Origin of the sequence: Aestuariivirga sp., from assembly GCF_041738905.1 — a bacterium.
Taxonomy (GTDB): domain Bacteria; phylum Pseudomonadota; class Alphaproteobacteria; order Rhizobiales; family Aestuariivirgaceae; genus Aestuariivirga.
Genome location: NZ_JBGSOZ010000124.1, coordinates 1 through 19491, shown reverse-complemented (window position 1 = coordinate 19491; position 19491 = coordinate 1). Strand labels below are relative to the sequence as shown.

The window sequence follows — 19491 nt, the reverse complement described above, 5'->3', positions numbered from 1 at the left end:
CGGCGAAGGCCGCGGGCGCACCCGATGGCGCCATCCAGGTGATCGACGAGCCCAACATTCCGCTGCTCGAAAAGCTGATGGCGGATGAGCGCGTCGACCTCATCATCGCCACCGGCGGCCCCTCGGTCGTCAAGGCCTCCTACCGCTCCGGCAATCCGGCCTTTGGCGTCGGCCCCGGCAATGCGCCGGTGGTGGTCGACGACACGGCAGACATCAAGCTCGCTGCCAGGCGCATCGTGGCGTCGAAGAGCTTCGACAACTCGATCCTCTGCACGAATGAATCAACGGTGCTGGCCTTCACCACCGTAGCCGACCGCCTGCTGGACGCGATGAAAGCCGAGAAGGCGCATATCTGTTCGACAGAGGAAACCGCAAAGCTGCGAAAGCTGCTTTTCACCGAGCATGGTTTCAATGTTGGCATGATCGGCAAGGATGCAAGCGTCATCGCGCGGGAAGCTGGCTTCAACGCGCCCAGTGCGAAGATTCTCGTCACCCCTGTTGATCTCGTGCAGCCCGAGGAAAAGCTGGTGCGCGAAAAGCTTTGCCCGGTTCTGGCCTTTGCCCGCGTGCAGACCATTGACCAGGCCATTTCCTGCGCACGCTCCATGATGCGAAAGTCCGGCAAGGGCCATTCCGCCGCCATTCATTCGAAGAACGAGGCCCACATCATGGCCTTTGCAGCGGCTGTCCCTGCCCTTCGCATCGCGGTCAACACCGGATGCTCGCTGGGAGCATCCGGTTACGAAACCAACCTCGGACCGTCGATGACCATCGGTACGGGCTTTGCCGGCGGCTCATCGATCGGTGACAATCTCACGCCGCATCACCTGCTGCACTACGCACGCATCGCCTATAACAAGGAGGCCTCCGAAACCTTCGGCAATTTCGCGGGCCTCGATCCGTTGCATCTTCCGAAGCGCGAGGCCCCGCCGGTTTCACTGGCCGTCGATAATGCGTCCGACAGCGAGTTGCGGCGCGAATTGCGGCGCATCATCCTCGAGGAGCTCAAGGCCGTTATGGCCGCCTGATCATGGCAACGCTCCGCTCATATATCTTCATCGACCAGCTGCAGCCGCAGACCATGTGCTATCTCGGCGCCTGGATCAGGGGCTCGCTGCCCCGCACCAACATGGCGGCGCAGATCATCGAAGTTGCACCCGGCCTCGACATCGAGGCGCTGACCGACGTGGCCTTGAAGGCCGCTGACGTTCAGGGCGGCATACTCGTGGTCGAGCGACAGTTCGGCTATCTCGAGATTCACTCGCGCGACGTTGCTGCCGTGAAGGCCGCAGCCGAAGCCGTGCTCGGCGCCATGAAGATGACGCCGGACAAGGCGATGAAGCCGAAGATCCTGGCTTCAAAGATCGTGACCCGCATCGATCCCGGCCACGCCTTTCTCATCAATCGTAACAAGGGCGGCTCGATGATTCTGGCAGGCGAAACACTCTTCGTGCTGGAGACAGAGCCCGCGGCCTATGCCATTCTCGCGGCCAACGCGGCGGAGAAGGCAGCGACCATCAAGATCGTGGATTACCGCATGATCGGCGCCACCGGCAGGCTCTACCTGTCTGGCACCGAGTCTGAAGTACGTGCAGCGGCATCCGCCGCCGAACAGGCGCTGGAGCTGTGACATGACGCTGAAGCCCGACATGAGCAACGAACTCCGCACCATGGTGCGCGACATGCTGCGCGAGGTGATGGCCGGCCGCGCACTGCCCGCAACCGGGACCGATGTGCAGCGCGTGCGCATCAGCAACGATCATGAACTTGCCGCCTTCGTGGCGCGCGTCATCGAGCCCCAGACGCTGGAAAAGCTGAAATCCGGCAAGCTGCGGTTCACGCTGGGCAATGCCCCTGCAGTATCCATTTCATCACCTTCTGCCGAAGCATTGACGGGCGTCGTCACCGAACAGAAGATCGACGCGCTGAAGGGTGCAGCTAAGCTCGTGCTCGCTCCCGGCGCCGTCCTGACACCGCTTGCACGCGACAAGGCCCGCAAGCTGGGCCTCGCCATCGAAAGGAGACGCTAGATGCTGAAGGCAACCGTCACGGGCCGCATCTGGTCCACCAAGAAACTTCCCGAAGTTCCCGCGGGCTCCATGCTGGAAGTCATCGTGGATGAAACCAGCACGCGTCTCCTCGCCTTTGATCCGCTGGGCTGCGGCGAGGGCGAGAAGGTCATCATCACCACCGGCTCCGTTGCAGCGAGCTGGTTTCCCGGAAAGTCGCCCCCCATCGACGCGCTGATCATCGGCTCGATCGATGAGGCAGCCAACAAGAAATCGTAACAGTAGCTCAACGGAGGACACCATGAGCAATGCAATCGGAATGATCGAGACCAAGGGCTACGTGGCCGCCATGGCTGCCGCTGACGCGATGGTGAAGGCCGCCAACGTGACCATCGTTGGCCGCGAGCAGGTGGGCGACGGTCTTGTCGCAGTCATCATCAACGGCGACGTGGGCGCGGTGAAGGCCGCGACCGAAGCCGGTGCCGAGGTTGCGGGCCAGATCGGCACGCTCGTCTCGGTGCATGTGATCCCCCGCCCCCATGCGGATGTCTCGAAGCACTTCACCGCCGGTTCCTCGAAGTAACAGAGAGGTACCGCCGTGGCAGCCGCACGCGCGGCGGCGAAGGGCGAGCTCCGGGTCTTTCTCACGGTAGAAAGCCTCGAGCCGCAATTCGCCGCCTATATGGGAACGCCGACGCGCGCCCGGGGCTACCCGCCTTATGCGGGTCAGCACGCCCTCATCATCGAGGTGGCGCCGGGACTGATGATCGAGCGCGTGATGGATCTGGCGCTGAAGGCCGATCCCGATCTCGAGCCCGGCATCCTGTTCGTCGAACGGCAGTTCGGCATTCTGGAAATCCACGGAAGCGACAAGGACAAGCTGCTTGCGGCCGGCCGCGCCGTGCTGCTTGGCATGGGCCTCACCGAAGGCGACCAGCTTGCGCCGCGCATCCTCTTCACCGATGTGATCGAGAACATCGCGGACCAGCACGCGGTGATCATCAACCGCAACCGGCAGGCATCGATGGTGATGCCGGGCGAGACGCTGCTCGTCTGCGAGATGGTGCCGGCTCTTTATGCCGCGATTGCCGCCAACGTGGCGGAGAAGGCCGCGCCAGCCCTCACCCTTGTCGATGTCCAGATGATCGGCGCCGCGGGGAGGCTTTACATGTCCGGAAAGACGCAGGACGTCGAACGAGGGCTTGCGGAGATCGAGCGCGTTCTGGCAGGAATTGAAGGACGCAAAGCCTGACGGGATGGCCATGACCGATTTTGATTCCCTGCCCCACGACCAGCAACTCCCCATTCTCCTCGAACTCGCCACCGCTGCCACCGCGAATTTCGATCTGCCTCCGGGCGTTGGCGTCACCATGGTCAACCTGTCGGAGAACGCCACCTACAAGGTGGAGGCACCCGATGGCCGGCGCTGGGCGCTGCGAATCCACCGTGACGGCTATCATTCCAGAACGGCCATCGCCTCCGAACTCGCCTGGCTGATCGACCTGCGCCAGACCGGCGTGGTGGCCACACCCGCGCCCGTGAAGGGCAAGGATGGTGAAATCATCCAGCAAGTGCTCCATCCTCGCATGGTGCGGCCTCGCAACATCGTGCTCTTCGGCTGGGAGACAGGGGCGGAGCCCGGCATCGGCGAGGACCTGTCCGAACCCTTCGAGGTTCTGGGCGAAATCACTGCGCGCATGCATGTTCACGCGCGGCAATGGAAGCGGCCACCGTGGTTCACCCGCCTCACCTGGGATTTCGATACGGCTCTCGGCGATGACAAGCCGCACTGGGGCCGCTGGCGCGATGGCGTAGGCATGGACCGCGAGAAGGAACAGCTCTTCCAGCGCACAGTCGATCTCATCGACCGGCGCCTTGCCGCATATGGCAAGGGGCCCGAGCGCTTCGGCCTGATCCACTGTGACCTCAGGCTGGCGAACCTGCTGATCGACGGCAAGTCCGTGAAGGTCATCGATTTCGACGACTGCGGCTTCGGCTGGTACCTGTATGACGCGGCAACGCCGGTGTCGTTCTACGAGCATGAGCCGCAAGTACCCGGCCTGATCGAGAGCTGGACGGCAGGCTACAGAAAGGTATTGGCGCTACCCAAGGAAGATGAGGTGGAGATCCCCACTTTCATCATGCTCCGCCGCATCCTGCTCGTGGCGTGGATCTCGTCCCATATCGAGGCCGAGTTCCCGAAGTCGCTGGGCGCAGGCTACACCGACGGCAGCCTGCCCCTCTGCGAGGACTACCTGCGGAAATTCGGTTAGGCCGAGTTCAGCGCTTCGAGGCTCTCCGGTAGAATCTGCCCACCGTCCACGATGATCGTCTGCCCGGTCACGTAGTTCGCTTCCTTCGAGGCGAAGTACAGCGCGGCGTGGCCGATGTCGTCCACCTGCCCCAGCTTCTTCAGCGGCACGGAGGCCGCCATGGAACGCTGGTATTCCTCGCCCATGCCGGCGAGCCCCTCGGTCACGATGTTGCCCGGCATGACCGCGTTGACGGTGATGCCATACTTGGCAAGCTCCATACAGGCGGTCCGCATGAATCCGAGCTGCCCCGCCTTGCTCGCCCCATAGTGCGTCCAGCCCGGATAGCCGGTCACCGGTCCCGTGATCGATGATGTCAGTACGATGCGGCCCTGGTCCGATTTCTTGAGATAAGGCACGGCCGCCTTCACCGAATGGAACGTGCCCTTGAGGTTGGTGTCGATGACGTTGTCCCACTCCTCGGAACTCATGTCCTCGAGCTTCTTGGGCGGGAAGATGCCGGCATTGGCGCAGAGCACGTCGATGCCGCCGTTCTTGGCTGCCACCTGCTCCATCACCTTTTCGAGGCTTGGCAGCGATGTCACATCGCCGGACAAACCAAACGCCCCGTGGCCGATTTCCTTGGCGGCCGCCTCAGCCTCGGCACCGTTCCGCGCCACGATGGCAACCTTGGCGCTGGCCTTTGCGAAGACTCGCGCGATGCCCTTGCCGATGCCCTTCGAGCCGCCGGTGACGACGACGGAACGCCCTTGAAGCGATTGTGTCATGTTCGAACTCCCATTCTATTCAACTGCCTTTGACCGGCGCATCATCAGGATTGCGGCATAGCCGCCGATGAGCAGGATGGCAGCACCCACCGTCGAGACGGTGCCCAGCACCGGCACACCGGGCGTATAGCCCGCAACCATCTTGGCGTAGAGATATTCAGGCACCGTCGTATCCGCGCCCGTGGTGAAGAGCGACAGCGGAAAATTGCCCCAAGACAGCAGGAAGGCAAACAGTGCGCCGGAAAAGAGGCCTGGGAACAGCACGGGAAGCGTGACTTCTCTCAGCACCTGCCAGCGCGAGGCGCCGAGGTCGAAGGCAGCTTCCTCAAGGGCTGGATCGAAACTGTAGACCTGGATCGAAATGACGAGTGTCACCACCGGCACGATCCACACGAGATGCGCGAAGACGGCCGTCTTCCACGATAGCGGCAGGCCAAGCGTGTTGAACCACAGGAGCAGCGCCAGACCCAGCACCGACTGCGGGAAGAAGATCGGCAGCAGGATGAGCTTCTGGTAGATCGAGCGCCCCTTCCAGTCATAGCGCGCAAAGGCGAGCGCGCCGAAGAAGGCGACCGTCACCGCGATGGCCGTCACGCACAGTGCGATCGAGATCGAAGTGGAAAGAAGCTGCCGGATCTCGATCGAATTGAAGGTCTTCTGCCACCAGTCCAGGCCCCACTTGGCAATGGGAAACTGGAAGTAGCGGCTGGCCGTGAACGAGGCCAGCGTGATGCAGATGGTTGGCAGATAAATGAAGACGATAACGGCAATGGTCCATGCCGTAATCAGCGAATGGCGCAGGCGCTGGCCATTGGTTTCCATGGCCTATCTCCGCCCCAGGAATGTGTCGAGGTCGAAGCGGCGGAGCGCCAGCAGCACGAGCACGCCCACCACCAGCATCAGCAGCACCGAGAGCGCGGCACCCAGCGGCCAGTTCTGCGAATAGGTGAAGGCGATCTCGATATCATGCGTGATGGGAATGACGCTCTGCCCGCCCAGCACCTTGGCTTCCGCGATGGCACCGATGGCGAGCACGAAGGTGAGCAGGAATCCGATCACCACGCCGGGCATGGAAAGCGGCAGTTCCACTTCCTTGAACACCTGCCAGCGCGATGCGCCAAGGTCGAAGGCCGCATCGCGCGTCTCGTTGGGCACCATGGAAATGCCGAGCGTCATCGGAAACAGCATGAAGGGCAGATAGACATAGACCATGCCTAGGATGATGGCGGGGAGCGAGAACAGGATGCTTTCGAGCTGCCAGCCGAACATCGATTTCAGCGAGCCCAGCAGCACGCCATTCTTGATGAGGAAGAGCACCCAGCCATAGAGCCTGATGTTCTCGGAGACGAAAAGCGGAATGGTGAACAGCAGTGTGATCAGCGTTGCCCACTTGCCGAAGACGCGGACGAGGCCATAGGCCACCGGATAGCAGGTGATGGCGAGCAGCCCCACGGTGACGACCGCGAGCCCCAGCGACCACAGGAACGAAATGTAACTCGTGCTCTCGAAGATGGTGCGATAGTTCTCCAGCGTCGGAACGCCGCCAAAGGAGAAGCTGCGCGGCGGCATGAAGCTGAACCAGATGACCGCCAGCAGCGGGGCGGCAAAGCCCACAATCAGGAACACGACGACGGGGATGGCGGAACGTGGACCGGGCGACATGGCTAGTCCGTCACCAGGATGGCGTCACCGGCATCCCAGCCGATGATCACCTGGTCGTCCAGCTTTCCCGTGAAGGGTTGTTGGCGGAGCTTCTCGACCACGAAGACGCCGTCGCCCACCCTCACCTGATACTGGATGCGCGAGCCCAGCGCATATTCGTTATAGAGCTTGCCGGTGACGGCATTGTCAGCCTCGGAGGCATGCGACAGAAACTTGAGATACTCGGGCCTGATGACCAGATGGCCGTCGCGGAAGCCGGGTGGCGCCTTGGGCGGCTTGAACTTTTCACCGGTCTTCGATGAATGCAGCAAGCCATCGCTGCCGAGGCTCACCGGAATGACGTTCACATCGCCCACGAACTCGGAAACGAACCGGGTGTTGGGAGATGAATAGATGTCGTGCGGCGAGCCCACCTGCACGAGTTTGCCGGCCCGCATCACGCCGATACGGTCGCTCATCACCATCGCCTCTTCAAGCGAGTGCGTGATGTAGACGAAGGTCTTCTTTGTCTCGCGGTGAATGTCCTTCAGTTCCTTCTCGAGCGTCTTGCGCAGCTTGTAGTCAATGGCCGACAGCGGCTCGTCGAAGAACAGGATCTGCGGATCATAGGCCAGCGCACGGGCCAGCGCCACGCGCTGCCGCTCACCGCCGGAGCACTTCATGACGTTCTTTGAATAGTAGGATTGCGGCAGCCGCAGCAGGTCCATCAGCTGCAAGGCTCGCGCCTTGCGCCGCTGCGGCTCCTCGCCCCTGATCTTCAAGGGGAACTCGATGTTCTGCCCCACAGTGCGATGCGGAAACAGCGCCAGCGACTGAAACACCATGCAGGTGGGCCGCTTGTTGGCGGGAACATCGTTGATGCGCTCGCCCTTCAGGAGAATGTCGCCGCTCGTTGGCGTGTCCATCCCGGCCAGCATGCGGAGCATTGTGGTCTTGCCAGAGCCCGACGGACCCACGATCGTGAAGAACTCGCCCTCGGCGATGTCGAGGTCGATCGAGTCGACGGCGGCATGCGGCCCGAACATCTTGCGGACTGACTTGAGGGACAGGATGGGCTGGACAGCGGACATGCGCGGGAAACACTCTTCTATTCAAGGGACAGCCCCCGCAAGCTGATTGCGGAGGCTGCCAGGATGTGAGGGTTGATCAGCCGCCGGACGCTTCGCGCTTCGCGGCCGTCATCACGTCGAGAAGCTTGTCGTAGTCGGGCACGATATCGTACTCGACGCAACGCGACATTTCCTCCGCGAGACTGTCCCACTGGATCGCGTCCAGCTCTTCAGCCGTGAAAAGCTTGAAGCAATCCGGATTGCCCATCTGCGCCACCGGGTTGAACGTGCCTTCGGCGAAGGCCACCGTGTGGGACATCTCGGGCGACTGCACGTATTCGAGGAAGTCAGCCGCCAGAGGCGACAGCTCGGGGTTGTTGACAGTCGAGGTGATCTCGATCCAGGCGATGCCGCCCTTGCCGTTCATCGGCCCGGATTTCGGCGTGATGCCGCGGATTTCGGGATGACCGTCCGCACGCGCAGGCGAGGCCGAATAGGTGCCGCCCGTCATGTGGAAGTCGATTTCTCCAGAAATCAAAGCCTGGTTCATGGTGGCGATATCTCCCACCACCTTAGCGCCCTTGAACACCTGTTGGGCGGCCTGCTTGAACTTTTCAACCTCCTCATCGGTGTGGACCTTGAAGGGGTCGAAGCCGGCAACCAGGCAGATGTTGAAGACGTTCCAGTCATCCGACTCGAGGACACCGTACTTGCCAGCATTGGCCGGATCGGCGAACAGGCTCCAGCCCTGATCTTCCGCCGTTGCACGGCTGATCTTGTTGGTGTTCACGACGTAGCTGTAGGGCCCGAAGCGCTGGGCCATGCCGAGGAGTTCGGCACCCGCCTCGTCCATGGCCCACTTATAGGGCGCCTTGAAGTCCGGCATCATGTTGGCGAAGAATGGCTCGAAGCGTGCACGGTCGAGAGGCTTGATCAGCTTCTCGGGATACATCACCTTTCGCGCCCAGGGATTGTTGACGTTGATCAGATCCCAGACATTGGTTTCGCCCGCGCGCAGGCGGTTGATCATGGTTGGATCATTGGTGAGCGATTCGGCCTTGACGGTCGCGCCCTTGGCACTGCGGAACGGATCCAGCACCTGCGCGGAGTTGTAGCCCTCCCAGCACAGAATGTTCAGTTCCTTCTCGCGTGCCGCCATGGCCCGTCCCGGCGCCAATGTTCCAGCGCCCGCGAAGGCTGCGGCCCACATGGCCGATTGCTGCATGAAGTTCCGGCGTGAAATCCTGTTGCTGTTTGCCATGTCTCACTCCCAGTTGTTTTTGTGGTGTGTCTTCCTGTTGGAAGTCCCACATTGAATTCAGCACCAATTTTTCATCCGAGTAAAGAGTGATTCCGCAAGCTCACCCTACGGAGCGCCGATGATGGCCGTCAGTTCCCCGCTCGACATCACATGGCAATAGATCATGTTGATGATCTCGAGTTCCTTCGTGTGGAATTCGTCGGAAGCCGCGGCACAGCAGTCTTCCAGCACGATGACACCATAGCTTTCGTCCGCCAGGCTGCGCACCGTGGAAGACACGCACTGGTCCGTGAAGATGCCGGCACAGATGACGTTTTTTACTCCGAGGTTGTGAAGGATGAGCCGCAAATTTGTGCCCGTCAGTGCTGAATCCGTAGTCTTTGTGACCACGATTTCATCGTTCACGGCGGCAAGCTCCGGCACCATCTGCGAGGGCAATTCGTGCTTGGGCAGCAGCAGGTTGTTCCACCCCGGCATCTTCTGGGACAGGGAACGGTCGCGTCCATCTTTCGTTTGGCAAGCGATCCGCGCAAAAATGCACTCGATGCCCCGGCGCCGTGCAAAGTCCAACATTTTTGCAGTGTTCGGAATGACCGACTTTCTCATCCGCTCGTGAAACGGCGTCCACAGGTCATAGCGCTTCTGCTCGATCGGCGTCAGCGTCGCGCGGTCAGGCCGTTCGAGGTAGACATTCTGAACGTCGATGACGAGGAGTGCTGTTTCAGCCGGCACCAGAACCGGGTCGTCGGGTTCGGGCGCTCCCATGTAGTAGAGAGACCGGTAGGACGTCTTCCAGTTCATGATGCCTCCTTCAGAAGCGATAGGTGAAAAGGCCGCGTTCCTCATAGGTCTGCGCGGCTTCCTCGACGAACTCCGCCATGCGCGCGGCACCATAGGTGACACGCAATGTGCTGGCGGCATCGAGCAATTGCTGCCTTGCCTTGGCCCGGCCCGGCCGCAGCAACTCGTAGACCTGCATGATGAAGTCCTGCGGCACGTCCACCAACTCGGCGGCACGTTCGAAATTGAGCGCCAGCGTGGGACGTCCGGCATCGCGCGAGATTTCAGCCTGAGCCTTCAACGCAGCGGGCGTGATGCTGAGGTCTTCCATGCTGACATCGCCCGCGAGCACCGCGTCGAGCGTGATGTCTGACAGGCGCTTTCCACGCTTGCCGGTGATGGCCTCGGGCTGCGTCTCAGCGAGCGGATAGTCGGAGCGCGTGCGGGTCATGTTCTTCCTCCCGTAAACGTCACATCGACTGTTTCAGGTGGTGCGCCCTCTTCCGTCAGTCCTGTTTCAATCGCATAGATCATGGCGACCCGTGCATGATAGCGCGATCCCATAGCCTCGCCACGCTGCGGCACCACCACGGGTTCAGGCATCTCGCCTAGAGCATAGGCTGCAGCGTTGGCGCCCAGCCCGCGATAGTGCTCGATGCGGGTGATCGGCGCATTTGAGAAAAGCTCCAGATTGTTATGAGGCAGCCGGCCTTTCTGGTGAATGACCGCCGTGCCCTTGGCCTGGATGCCGATCCCTATGCCGGAGCCTGCAAGCTGCGCCGCAGAGAGACCGAGAAAGGATGTATCCGCCGTATGACGGAAGCGCACCACGCGCGGCACAAGCCCCCTCCTGGCGATCACATCCATCATCGCGCGCAGCACCTCTGAAAGGCGGTGCCCAGCCGTCGTCTGGAACAGCTTGAGGCCGAAGGCCGGGCTGATGCCGATCACCACATCGGTCTTGTCAGCGGATGGCGATGCCGTGCCAGAGACCTTGTAGCGAATACGGGCGGCCTCGTCCTTCTCGTGCATCGCTTCCGAGCGCAGCACTTCCTTCTGGTCGAGCACATCGCGGATGCCGTTGAGTTCAAGCCGCCGCTCTTCAGTCACGCGATAGCCCGAACCCGGGCCCAGATAATCGTTGGGATCGTTGACGGCACTCACGATCTTGCCATGTCGGATCATTGCGGAGGTCTGGAGATAATCGCCGGAGAGCCGCAGCTTCACGAGATTGAGAAGGTTTTCCGCCTCCTCCCTGAAGCCGCGTTTCGCCAGCGCCTTGATGGCGTCGATGACCGTGATGCCCCGCTCCTTGATGGCCTCGCTGATGAAGGACACGTCCCGCGGCATGAAGCTCGCGGTGTCATCCGAGCCCGATGCCACGGTTACGCTGCGCTTCATTGATTCAGTGGGCGCTGCCAATCCCAGTTCCTCGAAGACGGCGGATATCGCATCGATGGCGCGCCGCCTGATATCGAGGGCGCGTTCCTCAGGCAGTGGCGTCAACCCGCCATCGGCCTCGAAGTCGCGCTGGAGCACGAGATAGTCTTCCAGTTCTTCCCCATTGAGAAGCGATGGATTGAAGGAGTTGTCGTACTTCAGGATCGAGCCGAAGCCCGAGCAGATGAGGTCCGAGCCCGCGACCAGATAAGGCATGATCTTCGCGCCCACGCGGATTTCGGACTCGGTCGCGCGGGCATCGTTGCCGCTCGCGCATTCAAGGTCGAGCCACACGGCGATGAGGTTTTCCGCCATCAGTTCGCGGAAGCCGCCCGGCACGGTCGCGGTGAGCGGCGCGCCGTCGATGCCTCCGTTCTGCGTGCCCTGAACCCCCATGCCGCGCTGCAGGCAGAGGCAGCGCGCTTCGAGATAAAGCAATGACTTCGCTTCGTGGAAGCCCATGAGCAATTCAGAACCAGCACCCGACGTGCAGCGCATCTTGATCCCGCGCGAGGCATAGGCCGCGGCAAGGAAGGCCTTTGACCATGGCGTATCATCGCCGTCGATGAAGGTCTTCTCGGTGCCATAGACCGATACGGTCTCGGCATAGGATGAAAAGCCCGCCATGCCGATCCGGAGTTCTTCCGCCTCCTCGCTCGAACACTGGAACAGCGTGCCCCAGCGGCCGACCGCACCACCCACGGCACAAGCGAGCGCATTCGACCACGCGTTGCGCGAGACCCGCATCGTCGTCTCGATCTCGTCGAAGCCGAAGGCCACGGCGGTCGCGGCATCTGCCGCCAGCTGCAGCGGGTCATCCTTGGCATTGGTCACATGCGCCTGGTTTCCCGGCGTCTTGCGGGCCCGCATCTTCGAATAGGCAAAGGCGATCTCAAGCGCATTCAGGTGCGACACACACTGGGCAAGCTTCGCGGGCGTCATGCCATGGGCAAGCCGCACCAGCGTCTCGCGCGGCACGTTCATGTCGACGAGCATGCGCGCCACCTGCTTCGGGTCCATCGCCATGGCCTCGGACGCGATGCCGGGGTCGATGTGATGGCGCGCGATGAAGCGGTCGATCATGTCGAAGTCGCGCTCGAGAACACCGTCGAGCGAGATGACGCGGCCGCCTACGATGCCGATGCCGGGCTTCGGGTCGGCGGGGCTTGAGAACGCCGAGAAACCGTTGGCTGGGTCCTCTGCCGCGAACCTGTCGAGCCGAAGCGGACGCTCGTCCCAGTCGGCATAGCGCTTCCAGCGGTTGACCGTGGGTATCATCGTCTTCTCCTTGAGCAGCGGCAGACTAGCGGACGGGAAATCCGCGTCAACGCCTATGGCCGGACCAGCCGGTTCTTCTCCAGGAAATCGCGGAGCACCGGATAGTAAAGTTCCGGGTCCTCATAGAACGGAACATGGCTGCTGTTGGGGAACACGTTCAATTGCGCGTTCTTCAATCGCAGTTTCATCTCGAGCGCACAGGCGGGTGTCTGCTCGTCATACTGGCCCGCAGTGATCAGCACCGGCACATCGATCTTGTGCAGGTCATCGAGCCTCGACCAGTTCCTGATGTTGCCGATATAGAGAAACTCGTTTGGTCCCTGAATGGCGCTGTAAGGCCCCATGTTCCAATTCTTGAGCGAACGCTCGACAGGAGCCGGAGCCTCCTGCAGCCTGCAGACGTGGCGATAATTGAGCATCGTGATGGCACCCATGTATTCGGGGTGCGTGAAGGTGCCTTCCGCCTCGTGCCGCTGCATCATGGCAACGGCCTCGGGCCCAAGTGCCGCCTTCAACCGGTCGAGTTCGGCGCGGAGCTTCACCATGTCAGCGACCGTGCTCGACAGGATGAGCGAGGCAAGGCCGTCGGGATAAGTGAGCGCGTATTCGATGGCCTGCCAGCCGCCCCACGAGTGACCGAGGAAATGCACCTTGCCCAGCCCCAGCGCGCGGCGCACCGCCTCGGTCTCGCGCACATAGCGTTGCAGCGTCCACAGCGATGGATCATTGGGCCGGTCGGATGCCCCACAATCGAGCTGGTCGAAGGCCACCACGCGGAAGCCCTGGTCGATAAAGCAGGAATGTGCCTCGCGCAGGTAGTCGCAAGGCAGGCCCGGCCCGCCGTTGACGAGGAACAGCACGTCGTCTCCCGTGCCGAAGCTGTAGGCCACCAGCTTGTGGCCCTCAATGTTCACTTCGATACGTTCGTCAGGTTCGATGTCGCGCCACATGCCATTCCTCTCCGAATTGTGCCGGAAGAGGAATATCACGGTCACGGCCGGCAGCAATGGCGGCGGCTGCAGGGCCTTATGAAATTTGAGCAAGATCAATGCAAGAGCGCCACCGGGGGGCTGACAGGAAACCAATGGTGCACTGCATGTTGGCGGCCATGCAGGAAATGCACTAAGGTCGATTGTTGGGCGTTCCGCGCCTGAAGGAGGTTTGCAATGCGTAACTTACGTTTTGTGGCGATAGCCTTGGCCCTCGCCGCGATGGCCGTCTTCCTGCCGCTCCGGGCCAGTACTGCTTGGGCACTGCCAGGGCCGGGCACGCCGACACTCAATGTGCTTGAGCAGATTCAGGGCGCCAATTCCCTGAAGACCGATGTTCGTGCCCGCCGCTACTATCCCCGCTACCGCTACGCCGGACGCGGCTACCGGAATTACGGCTACCGCAACTACGGATACCGGAATTATGGATACCGGAACTACGGATATCGGAATTATGGCCGCTACAACTGGCGCAACCATGGACCGCGCTATGCCTACCGTTATCCCGGCTACAACTATTTCTACGGTGGCTTCTGGTATGCTTCGCCGTGGTGGAACTACGGCTATGCGAATGACTACTACGATGGCGGCGATGCCCATGTCGCGTGGTGCCTCAATCGCTACCGCAGCTACGATCCGAGAACCGACACCTTCATGGGCTATGACGGCCGCAGGCGCTATTGCCGCAGTCCGTACTGACGGTTCAACCACCTGAACAGACGGGCGCGCACCTTCAGGGCGCGCCCGTTTTCTTGTGCAATGCCCCTTGCAGAATGCGGCATTGCGAAGCGCTCCTGCTGCGGCGAAGATCGCGCTGATTCAGGAGCATCCATCCATGGCCATCGATCAGTCCTTGCGCGACCGTCTCACGAATTCCGTTGCGGCCGGCTTTCCCGGTCAGGTGTCCTTCACGCAAGACCTCGTCCGCATGCCTTCCACGCGCGGCAATGAACATACGGTTCAGGACTATATGGCCCGCGCCTTGCGTTCACGCGGCATGGATGTCGATGTGTTCGCCATGGACGATGAGGCCATCGCGCGGCATCCGGGCGGGTCGCGCATTTCGTCCACGCACTCAAGAGCGCCGATCGTGGTCGGTATCCATCGACCGCGCAAGGAAACTGGGCGCTCGCTGATCTTGCAGGGCCATGTCGATGTCGTGCCCGAAGGACCGGCCGACATGTGGGCCACGCCGCCCTATGATCCGGTGATCCGCGATGGCTGGATGCATGGACGCGGCGCTGGCGACATGAAGGCGGGCGTCGCCTCCGCCGTCTTCGCGCTCGATGCCTTGAGGAGGATTGGCCTCCAGCCTGCCGCCACCGTCTACATGCAGTCCGTGGTCGAAGAGGAATCGACCGGCAATGGCGCATTGATGACCCACCTTCGCGGCTACCGCGCCGACGCGGCCCTGATCGCGGAACCCGGCAACGAGGGCCTCACCCGCGCCAATCTCGGCGTGTTGTGGTTCCAGCTCGAAGTGCGCGGCATTCCTGTTCACGTCGCCAACATGGGCACCGGCGCCAACGCCATCGATGCCGCCTACCGGGTCGTCGGCGCGCTGCGCAAACTCGAGGAAGAACTGAACGCGGAGACCGCCTCCCACCCCCTGTTCGGCTCGCATCTTCACCCCATCAATCTCAACATCGGAAAGATCGAAGGCGGCGACTGGGCTTCGTCCGTGCCCGCCTGGTGCCGCATCGACTGCCGCATCGCCTGCCTGCCCGAAACCTCCGCAGCCGAAGCCGCCCGCCGTATCGAAGCCTGCGTGACAGATTTCGCGCGAAGCGACAGTTTCCTCGCCAACAACCCGCCGCGCGTGGAATGGAACGGATTCTTTGCCGAGGGCTATCACCTGGAGCCTGGCTCGGAAGCGGAACGCACGCTGACGGAAGCCCACCGATCGGTGATCGGGCAACCGCTCGAGACACGCCTCGTCACCGCTTATCTCGATGCCCGCGTCTATGCGCTCTACGACAGGATCCCGGTGCTCAACTACGGCTGCACCGCCGAGAACTATCACGGCTTCGACGAACGCGTGAACCTCGCCTCAGTGCAGCGGACAACCGCCGTCATCGCCCAGTTCATCGCCGATTGGTGCGGCGTCGAACCTGTCTAGGTGGTAGCTGCTTCAAGCCTTGCGTTGTGTTTGTCCACCCTAACTCACAGCTTCCCAGCGCGTCTTGTCGGCCAGTTCATCCTCGCCCACGATGAGCTTCTGGTCCGGAATCGTCTCGCACTGCAGTGTCCAGTGCATCGGGCTGTCCATCTCGTTGGATGGCGCCGTGACAGCATAGACATGACCGGCATGAAGCCCGGTGAGCTTCTTGTAACGCGTGTTCATCATGGCGGAAACGCTCCTCTGGTTCGATGAGCCTGTGTAGCCTCCTCCGCCGGCCGGACAGATGATCCAAGTCAAAGCCAGGCAAATTATGCTGTTTGCCGCGCCTCATCAGAGCGGCCGCGTCACTCTCCGCGCCATCGGCGCCATGACGCCCCAGAGGGCTCAACTGTCTTGATAAAATGGTAGCGGGAGAGGGACTCGAACCCCCGACCCCAGGATTATGATTCCCGTGCTCTAACCAACTGAGCTACCCCGCCAGAGATGCGCGGCTTATAAAGACAGCCTGCGGGAGAAGTCAAGCCGCCTAACTGGCCTCGGATTCGGTTTCGGCTTCCTTCTTCTTCATGAAGGTGCGCCAGATGGAAATGGACAGGAAATAGAGGCTGGCCGCGATCCACACCCAGAGTTGGATGTCTTCCACCAGTCCCCAGTCGCTGCGGTCCTTGGCCTGGATGATGAGGCTGAGCGACATGGCGGCCCAGAGGACGGTGAGCGGAATGGTGATCTCGCGCCAGTCGGTTACCCGCAGCGGATGGACGAATTTGATCGGGATGAAGGTGAGGACGCAGAGAACCGCGACGGTGATCAGGTTGGTGATCGGTCCCGACTGCAGGATGAAGAAATACAGAACCACCACGTTCCACAAGGCGGGGAAGCCCACGAAATAATAGTCGTCGGACTTCATGCCCACGTTGGCGAACGTATAGCACGACACCGCCATGATCGCCGCCGCGGAGATCAGGCTCCACGTCTGGCCAGAGAAGATGAAATCCAGCGGCGTCATGTTGAACCAGTAGACCATCAGTGCCGGCACGGCGACGTAGGTGAAATAGTCGATAACGTTGTCGAGCGTCCGGCCGTCGACATTGGGCGTATACTCGAGCACCCGCGCCTTCCGCGCCAGCGTGCCGTCCACCCCGTCGACGAAGAGCGCGAGCCCCAGCCACATGAAGGCGGCGACGGGATCGTTCTTCAGCACCGCAACCAGTGCGAGGAAACCCAGAACGATGCCGCAGGTGGTGAAGGCATGAACAGCCCAGGCGACACCCTTCCTCACATCCCTGTCGATGTTCGGGTGCAGGTTTATCTTGGCCACTGTGCTGGTACTCCCACTCCGGGTGGCGAGTATAGGTAAGCCCGGCCTGCAAGGCAAATGACTCAGGTCAAACGCCGGAATTCCAGCAAGGTGAAGAATCCGAAGGGCTTGACCGGGGTGCGCGAGACCAGTTCAAGCCGGTCGCTCACCAGCACTGTTTCCACCGGAAACTCAGGCCTCCAGCCCAGCCGGGCGGCATAGCGGGACAGCCGCCGCTCGACAGCACCTCTGAAGCCGTCCTCCACGCTGAAATGGTTGCATATCAACACCTTGCCGCCAGGTTTTGTCACCCGCGCCAGCTCGTGCATCACCCGGGCAGGGTCGGGAACGACAGTCATAACGAACATCGCCACGGCCACGTCGAAGCTCGCGTCGGCGAACTCCAGTGCCATTGCGTCCATCTCCAGCAACGCCTCGACATTGCCCTGCCCGCGCTTCGAAACGCGCTCGCGGGCACGTTCAAGCATATCGGGCGACAGGTCGATTCCGGTCACGCCGAGGTTCGGGCCATAGTGCGGCAGCGCCAGTCCGGTCCCCACGCCGGCCTCGAGCAGGCGGCCCGAAAAGCAATTGGCGCGCGCCGTGACCGTGCGGGCGGCGGCCTCCACGAACTTCCCAAACGTATGGTCGTAAACCGGTGCCCAGCGCCGGTAGGCACTCCGCACGTCCGATTGGTCAATCGCTGCAAGGCCGCGGGTTGGCATTGTATTCACGTGACCTCTCCCCTGATGGTTCTCTTCCCAGATAGGGTCGCAACGTAAATCTCCAAGGCCGGGTTTCACGCTCTCGCGATGAATCCGCCTCCCAGAACCCTGGCACCACTGCCATCTGCCTCGTAGAGGACGCAGGCCTGCCCGGGAGAGATACCATATTCTCCGCCGTGGATCGTGACAACGGGGCCTGTCTCCGCCTGGCGAATGCCGCCTGGCACGGGAGGCCGCGCCGAGCGGATCTTGGCGAATATCGGTTGCGGGTCGGCCCCCAGCGGCTCGTCGCCCAGCCAGTTGAGGCCATTCACCCGTATGTCGGTCTGCTTCAGCGCCTCGCGCGGCCCCACCACTACGCTGCGGGCGGCGGGATCAATCCTCACCACGTATAGCGGTTCGGCACTTGCGATGCCGAGGCCCCGGCGCTGCCCGATCGTATAATGGATGATGCCGTCGTGCCGGCCCAGCACCTCACCCTCAAGATCGACGATGTCGCCAGGCTCCGCCCCGTCGGGTCTGAGCTTCAGGATCAGGTCGGCATAGCGCCCGTCTGGCACGAAGCAGATGTCCTGGCTGTCCGGCTTGTCGGCAACCGACAGGCCGAGGTCAGCCGCAATCGCGCGGGCTTCAGGCTTGGTCAGCGTGCCCAAGGGAAAGCGCAGGTAATCGAGCTGGTCCTGCGTGGTGGCGAACAGGAAATAGCTCTGGTCGCGGGCGAGATCGGAGGGCGTGAACATGTCGCGCCGCCCTGAGCCGTCTCCTCGTGCCCGGCTCTCAACGTAATGGCCAGTTGCCAGCACCGCTGCATCGAGATCGCGCGAGCGCTGCAGCAGGTCGGCGAACTTGACCGTCCGGTTGCAGGTCACGCAAGGGATGGGCGTCTCGCCGGACAGGTAGCTCGACACGAACTCATCGATCACCGCCTCCTTGAAGCGCGATTCGAAATCCAGCACGTAATGCGGAATTCCGAGAACGGCGGCGGCACGGCGCGCATCGTGAATATCCTGGCCCGCGCAGCAGGCCCCCTTCCGGCGCACCGCCTCACCGTGGTCATAGAGCTGCAGCGTGATGCCGATGACATCGAAGCCGGCCTCTTTCAAGAGCGCCGCCGTTACAGTTGAATCAACTCCGCCCGACATGGCGCAGACCACTCGGATCGAGGCCGGGTCGCCCGGAATGCCAATAGTCGCGCGAACGCTGTCGATGAGGGACTGTCCGATCATCCGGCCTAGATGGGGGATTGCGGCGCGAAAGTAAACACAAGGGGGCGCCCGCCTGTTCCGGAATGGACCATAGTCCTGACGGGATTTGGGAAATCTTCATTTGTACTTAGGTGAATTTTAAGGCCGGACCCGTAGTCTGACTGACAGTAAGTACCTGCGTATTAGGTTGAGTTGTTCAATGAACGGTCAGTTGCGTCCACGCGTAAACTACGTCATCGGGCCCGATGGCAGTCCGCTAACGGTCGCCGATCTTCCCCCTCCGGGAAACCAGAGATGGGTGATCAGGCGAAAGGCGGAAGTGGTGGCCGCCGTGCGCGGCGGCTTGTTGAGTCTCGAAGAGGCCTGCGACCGATATGTCCTCACCGTAGAGGAATATCTGAGCTGGCAGCGGTCGATTGACCGTCATGGGTTGGCGGGGCTGCGGACCACCCGCATCCAGGATTACCGTCAGTAACCCAATCTTCCATGTGAGAGGGGGATGTCCCGTACTCTGTTGAAAATGCCAAGGCTGGCGTCGCTGGTTGAACCTTATGCAGCATCGGCCAAGCGGTCAACTGCATGGGAGGCTGGCTGCTCGGTCCGATGGTTTTGAAGTGCGGCCTTGAGGATTGGC

Annotated in this window: 23 protein-coding genes and 1 tRNA gene; 10 read left to right on the top strand and 14 right to left on the bottom strand. The window is 61.8% G+C overall.

All coding sequences use genetic code 11. The features are described 5' to 3' along the window. The 7 genes from ACEW8Q_RS11225 to ACEW8Q_RS11195 form a co-directional block, all read left to right on the top strand. Positions 1 to 1028, top strand: a 1028-nt coding sequence (locus tag ACEW8Q_RS11225) for an aldehyde dehydrogenase family protein (protein ID WP_373504144.1), incomplete at its 5' end; no start/stop codon positions are given. 2 nt (positions 1029 to 1030) lie between these two features. Beyond that, a complete protein-coding gene (locus ACEW8Q_RS11220) occupies positions 1031 to 1630 on the top strand; it encodes a BMC domain-containing protein (protein ID WP_373504143.1) in 600 nt (199 codons plus the stop codon). A 1-nt stretch (position 1631) separates the two neighbouring features. Further along, the gene (locus tag ACEW8Q_RS11215; protein WP_373504142.1) at positions 1632 to 2030 is read left to right on the top strand and encodes a hypothetical protein; all 399 of its coding nucleotides are present in this window, start codon (positions 1632 to 1634) and stop codon (positions 2028 to 2030) included. Further along, complete coding sequence (locus ACEW8Q_RS11210; RefSeq protein WP_373504141.1) at positions 2031 to 2288, top strand: EutN/CcmL family microcompartment protein; 258 nt, start codon at positions 2031 to 2033, stop codon at positions 2286 to 2288. Between the two features lie 22 nt (positions 2289 to 2310). Beyond that, the gene (locus ACEW8Q_RS11205; protein WP_373504140.1) at positions 2311 to 2592 is read left to right on the top strand and encodes a BMC domain-containing protein; all 282 of its coding nucleotides are present in this window, start codon (positions 2311 to 2313) and stop codon (positions 2590 to 2592) included. 15 nt (positions 2593 to 2607) lie between these two features. After that, entirely contained in the window at positions 2608 to 3261 is a 654-nt protein-coding gene (locus ACEW8Q_RS11200; protein ID WP_373504139.1) for a microcompartment protein, read from the top strand. A 10-nt stretch (positions 3262 to 3271) separates the two neighbouring features. Next, the gene (locus ACEW8Q_RS11195) at positions 3272 to 4282 is read left to right on the top strand and encodes a phosphotransferase enzyme family protein (protein ID WP_373504138.1); all 1011 of its coding nucleotides are present in this window, start codon (positions 3272 to 3274) and stop codon (positions 4280 to 4282) included. On the opposite strand, the gene fabG is transcribed toward ACEW8Q_RS11195, so the two are convergent. The 9 genes from fabG to ACEW8Q_RS11150 form a co-directional block, all read right to left on the bottom strand. After that, positions 4279 to 5049: a 3-oxoacyl-ACP reductase FabG gene (fabG, locus tag ACEW8Q_RS11190; protein WP_373504137.1), complete on the bottom strand. Its 771-nt coding sequence runs from the start codon at positions 5047 to 5049 to the stop codon at positions 4279 to 4281. The genes ACEW8Q_RS11195 and fabG overlap by 4 nt on opposite strands. 15 nt (positions 5050 to 5064) lie before the next feature. Then, the gene (locus tag ACEW8Q_RS11185; RefSeq protein ID WP_373504136.1) at positions 5065 to 5871 is read right to left on the bottom strand and encodes an ABC transporter permease; all 807 of its coding nucleotides are present in this window, start codon (positions 5869 to 5871) and stop codon (positions 5065 to 5067) included. A gap of 3 nt (positions 5872 to 5874) precedes the next feature. After that, on the bottom strand, positions 5875 to 6711 hold the full coding sequence (locus ACEW8Q_RS11180; protein ID WP_373504135.1) for an ABC transporter permease: 837 nt from the start codon (positions 6709 to 6711) through the stop codon (positions 5875 to 5877). A gap of 2 nt (positions 6712 to 6713) precedes the next feature. Beyond that, on the bottom strand, positions 6714 to 7781 hold the full coding sequence (locus ACEW8Q_RS11175) for an ABC transporter ATP-binding protein (protein WP_373504134.1): 1068 nt from the start codon (positions 7779 to 7781) through the stop codon (positions 6714 to 6716). A gap of 76 nt (positions 7782 to 7857) precedes the next feature. Beyond that, on the bottom strand, positions 7858 to 9021 hold the full coding sequence (locus ACEW8Q_RS11170) for a PotD/PotF family extracellular solute-binding protein (RefSeq protein ID WP_373504133.1): 1164 nt from the start codon (positions 9019 to 9021) through the stop codon (positions 7858 to 7860). 105 nt (positions 9022 to 9126) lie between these two features. After that, positions 9127 to 9822 (bottom strand): cysteine hydrolase family protein, encoded by a 696-nt coding sequence (locus ACEW8Q_RS11165; RefSeq protein ID WP_373504132.1) that lies wholly within the window; start codon positions 9820 to 9822, stop codon positions 9127 to 9129. Positions 9823 to 9832: 10 nt separating this feature from the next. After that, positions 9833 to 10252, bottom strand: coding sequence for a diol dehydratase small subunit (locus ACEW8Q_RS11160; RefSeq protein ID WP_373504131.1), 420 nt, complete (start codon positions 10250 to 10252; stop codon positions 9833 to 9835). Further along, positions 10249 to 12519: a propanediol/glycerol family dehydratase large subunit gene (locus ACEW8Q_RS11155; protein ID WP_373504130.1), complete on the bottom strand. Its 2271-nt coding sequence runs from the start codon at positions 12517 to 12519 to the stop codon at positions 10249 to 10251. Before ACEW8Q_RS11155 ends, ACEW8Q_RS11160 begins: the two co-directional genes overlap by 4 nt. 53 nt (positions 12520 to 12572) lie before the next feature. Further along, complete coding sequence (locus ACEW8Q_RS11150; protein ID WP_373504129.1) at positions 12573 to 13469, bottom strand: proline iminopeptidase-family hydrolase; 897 nt, start codon at positions 13467 to 13469, stop codon at positions 12573 to 12575. Between the two features lie 216 nt (positions 13470 to 13685). On the opposite strand from ACEW8Q_RS11150, the gene ACEW8Q_RS11145 reads away from it, so the two are divergent. Together ACEW8Q_RS11145 and ACEW8Q_RS11140 are read left to right on the top strand one after the other, a co-directional pair. After that, a complete protein-coding gene (locus ACEW8Q_RS11145) occupies positions 13686 to 14207 on the top strand; it encodes a BA14K family protein (RefSeq protein WP_373504128.1) in 522 nt (173 codons plus the stop codon). Between the two features lie 136 nt (positions 14208 to 14343). Further along, positions 14344 to 15627 (top strand): ArgE/DapE family deacylase, encoded by a 1284-nt coding sequence (locus ACEW8Q_RS11140; RefSeq protein ID WP_373504127.1) that lies wholly within the window; start codon positions 14344 to 14346, stop codon positions 15625 to 15627. A 39-nt stretch (positions 15628 to 15666) separates the two neighbouring features. Here the strand turns inward: ACEW8Q_RS11140 and ACEW8Q_RS11135 are convergent, their stop codons facing one another. From ACEW8Q_RS11135 to mnmA, 5 genes are all read right to left on the bottom strand, one after another. Beyond that, positions 15667 to 15855 (bottom strand): hypothetical protein, encoded by a 189-nt coding sequence (locus tag ACEW8Q_RS11135; protein ID WP_373504126.1) that lies wholly within the window; start codon positions 15853 to 15855, stop codon positions 15667 to 15669. Positions 15856 to 16032: 177 nt separating this feature from the next. Then, a tRNA-Met gene (locus ACEW8Q_RS11130) sits at positions 16033 to 16109 on the bottom strand. A 47-nt stretch (positions 16110 to 16156) separates the two neighbouring features. Next, positions 16157 to 16948 carry a phosphatidylcholine/phosphatidylserine synthase gene (locus ACEW8Q_RS11125; protein ID WP_373504125.1) on the bottom strand — a complete coding sequence of 264 codons (792 nt, stop codon included), beginning with the start codon at positions 16946 to 16948 and terminating at the stop codon, positions 16157 to 16159. 62 nt (positions 16949 to 17010) lie between these two features. Further along, positions 17011 to 17652 carry a class I SAM-dependent methyltransferase gene (locus tag ACEW8Q_RS11120; protein WP_373504145.1) on the bottom strand — a complete coding sequence of 214 codons (642 nt, stop codon included), beginning with the start codon at positions 17650 to 17652 and terminating at the stop codon, positions 17011 to 17013. Between the two features lie 74 nt (positions 17653 to 17726). Further along, positions 17727 to 18878, bottom strand: a complete 1152-nt coding sequence (gene mnmA / locus ACEW8Q_RS11115) for a tRNA 2-thiouridine(34) synthase MnmA (RefSeq protein WP_373504124.1) — start codon at positions 18876 to 18878, stop codon at positions 17727 to 17729. Positions 18879 to 19056: 178 nt separating this feature from the next. On the opposite strand from mnmA, the gene ACEW8Q_RS11110 reads away from it, so the two are divergent. Further along, positions 19057 to 19332, top strand: coding sequence for a DUF1153 domain-containing protein (locus ACEW8Q_RS11110; RefSeq protein ID WP_373504123.1), 276 nt, complete (start codon positions 19057 to 19059; stop codon positions 19330 to 19332). Positions 19333 to 19491 lie beyond the last annotated feature (159 nt).

Excerpts from the sequence above, each read along its gene's own strand:
- ACEW8Q_RS11220 (WP_373504143.1), top strand. The coding sequence starts at position 1,031 with ATGGCAACGCTCCGCTCATATATCTTCATCGACCAGCTGCAGCCGCAG.
- ACEW8Q_RS11215 (WP_373504142.1), top strand. The coding sequence starts at position 1,632 with ATGACGCTGAAGCCCGACATGAGCAACGAACTCCGCACCATGGTGCGC.
- ACEW8Q_RS11210 (WP_373504141.1), top strand. The coding sequence starts at position 2,031 with ATGCTGAAGGCAACCGTCACGGGCCGCATCTGGTCCACCAAGAAACTT.
- ACEW8Q_RS11205 (WP_373504140.1), top strand. The coding sequence starts at position 2,311 with ATGAGCAATGCAATCGGAATGATCGAGACCAAGGGCTACGTGGCCGCC.
- ACEW8Q_RS11195 (WP_373504138.1), top strand. The coding sequence starts at position 3,272 with ATGACCGATTTTGATTCCCTGCCCCACGACCAGCAACTCCCCATTCTC.
- fabG (WP_373504137.1), bottom strand. The coding sequence starts at position 5,049 with ATGACACAATCGCTTCAAGGGCGTTCCGTCGTCGTCACCGGCGGCTCG.
- ACEW8Q_RS11185 (WP_373504136.1), bottom strand. The coding sequence starts at position 5,871 with ATGGAAACCAATGGCCAGCGCCTGCGCCATTCGCTGATTACGGCATGG.
- ACEW8Q_RS11180 (WP_373504135.1), bottom strand. The coding sequence starts at position 6,711 with ATGTCGCCCGGTCCACGTTCCGCCATCCCCGTCGTCGTGTTCCTGATT.
- ACEW8Q_RS11175 (WP_373504134.1), bottom strand. The coding sequence starts at position 7,781 with ATGTCCGCTGTCCAGCCCATCCTGTCCCTCAAGTCAGTCCGCAAGATG.
- ACEW8Q_RS11170 (WP_373504133.1), bottom strand. The coding sequence starts at position 9,021 with ATGGCAAACAGCAACAGGATTTCACGCCGGAACTTCATGCAGCAATCG.
- ACEW8Q_RS11165 (WP_373504132.1), bottom strand. The coding sequence starts at position 9,822 with ATGAACTGGAAGACGTCCTACCGGTCTCTCTACTACATGGGAGCGCCC.
- ACEW8Q_RS11160 (WP_373504131.1), bottom strand. The coding sequence starts at position 10,252 with ATGACCCGCACGCGCTCCGACTATCCGCTCGCTGAGACGCAGCCCGAG.
- ACEW8Q_RS11155 (WP_373504130.1), bottom strand. The coding sequence starts at position 12,519 with ATGATACCCACGGTCAACCGCTGGAAGCGCTATGCCGACTGGGACGAG.
- ACEW8Q_RS11150 (WP_373504129.1), bottom strand. The coding sequence starts at position 13,469 with ATGTGGCGCGACATCGAACCTGACGAACGTATCGAAGTGAACATTGAG.
- ACEW8Q_RS11145 (WP_373504128.1), top strand. The coding sequence starts at position 13,686 with ATGCGTAACTTACGTTTTGTGGCGATAGCCTTGGCCCTCGCCGCGATG.
- ACEW8Q_RS11140 (WP_373504127.1), top strand. The coding sequence starts at position 14,344 with ATGGCCATCGATCAGTCCTTGCGCGACCGTCTCACGAATTCCGTTGCG.
- ACEW8Q_RS11135 (WP_373504126.1), bottom strand. The coding sequence starts at position 15,855 with ATGATGAACACGCGTTACAAGAAGCTCACCGGGCTTCATGCCGGTCAT.
- ACEW8Q_RS11120 (WP_373504145.1), bottom strand. The coding sequence starts at position 17,652 with ATGCCAACCCGCGGCCTTGCAGCGATTGACCAATCGGACGTGCGGAGT.
- mnmA (WP_373504124.1), bottom strand. The coding sequence starts at position 18,878 with ATGATCGGACAGTCCCTCATCGACAGCGTTCGCGCGACTATTGGCATT.
- ACEW8Q_RS11110 (WP_373504123.1), top strand. The coding sequence starts at position 19,057 with ATGAACGGTCAGTTGCGTCCACGCGTAAACTACGTCATCGGGCCCGAT.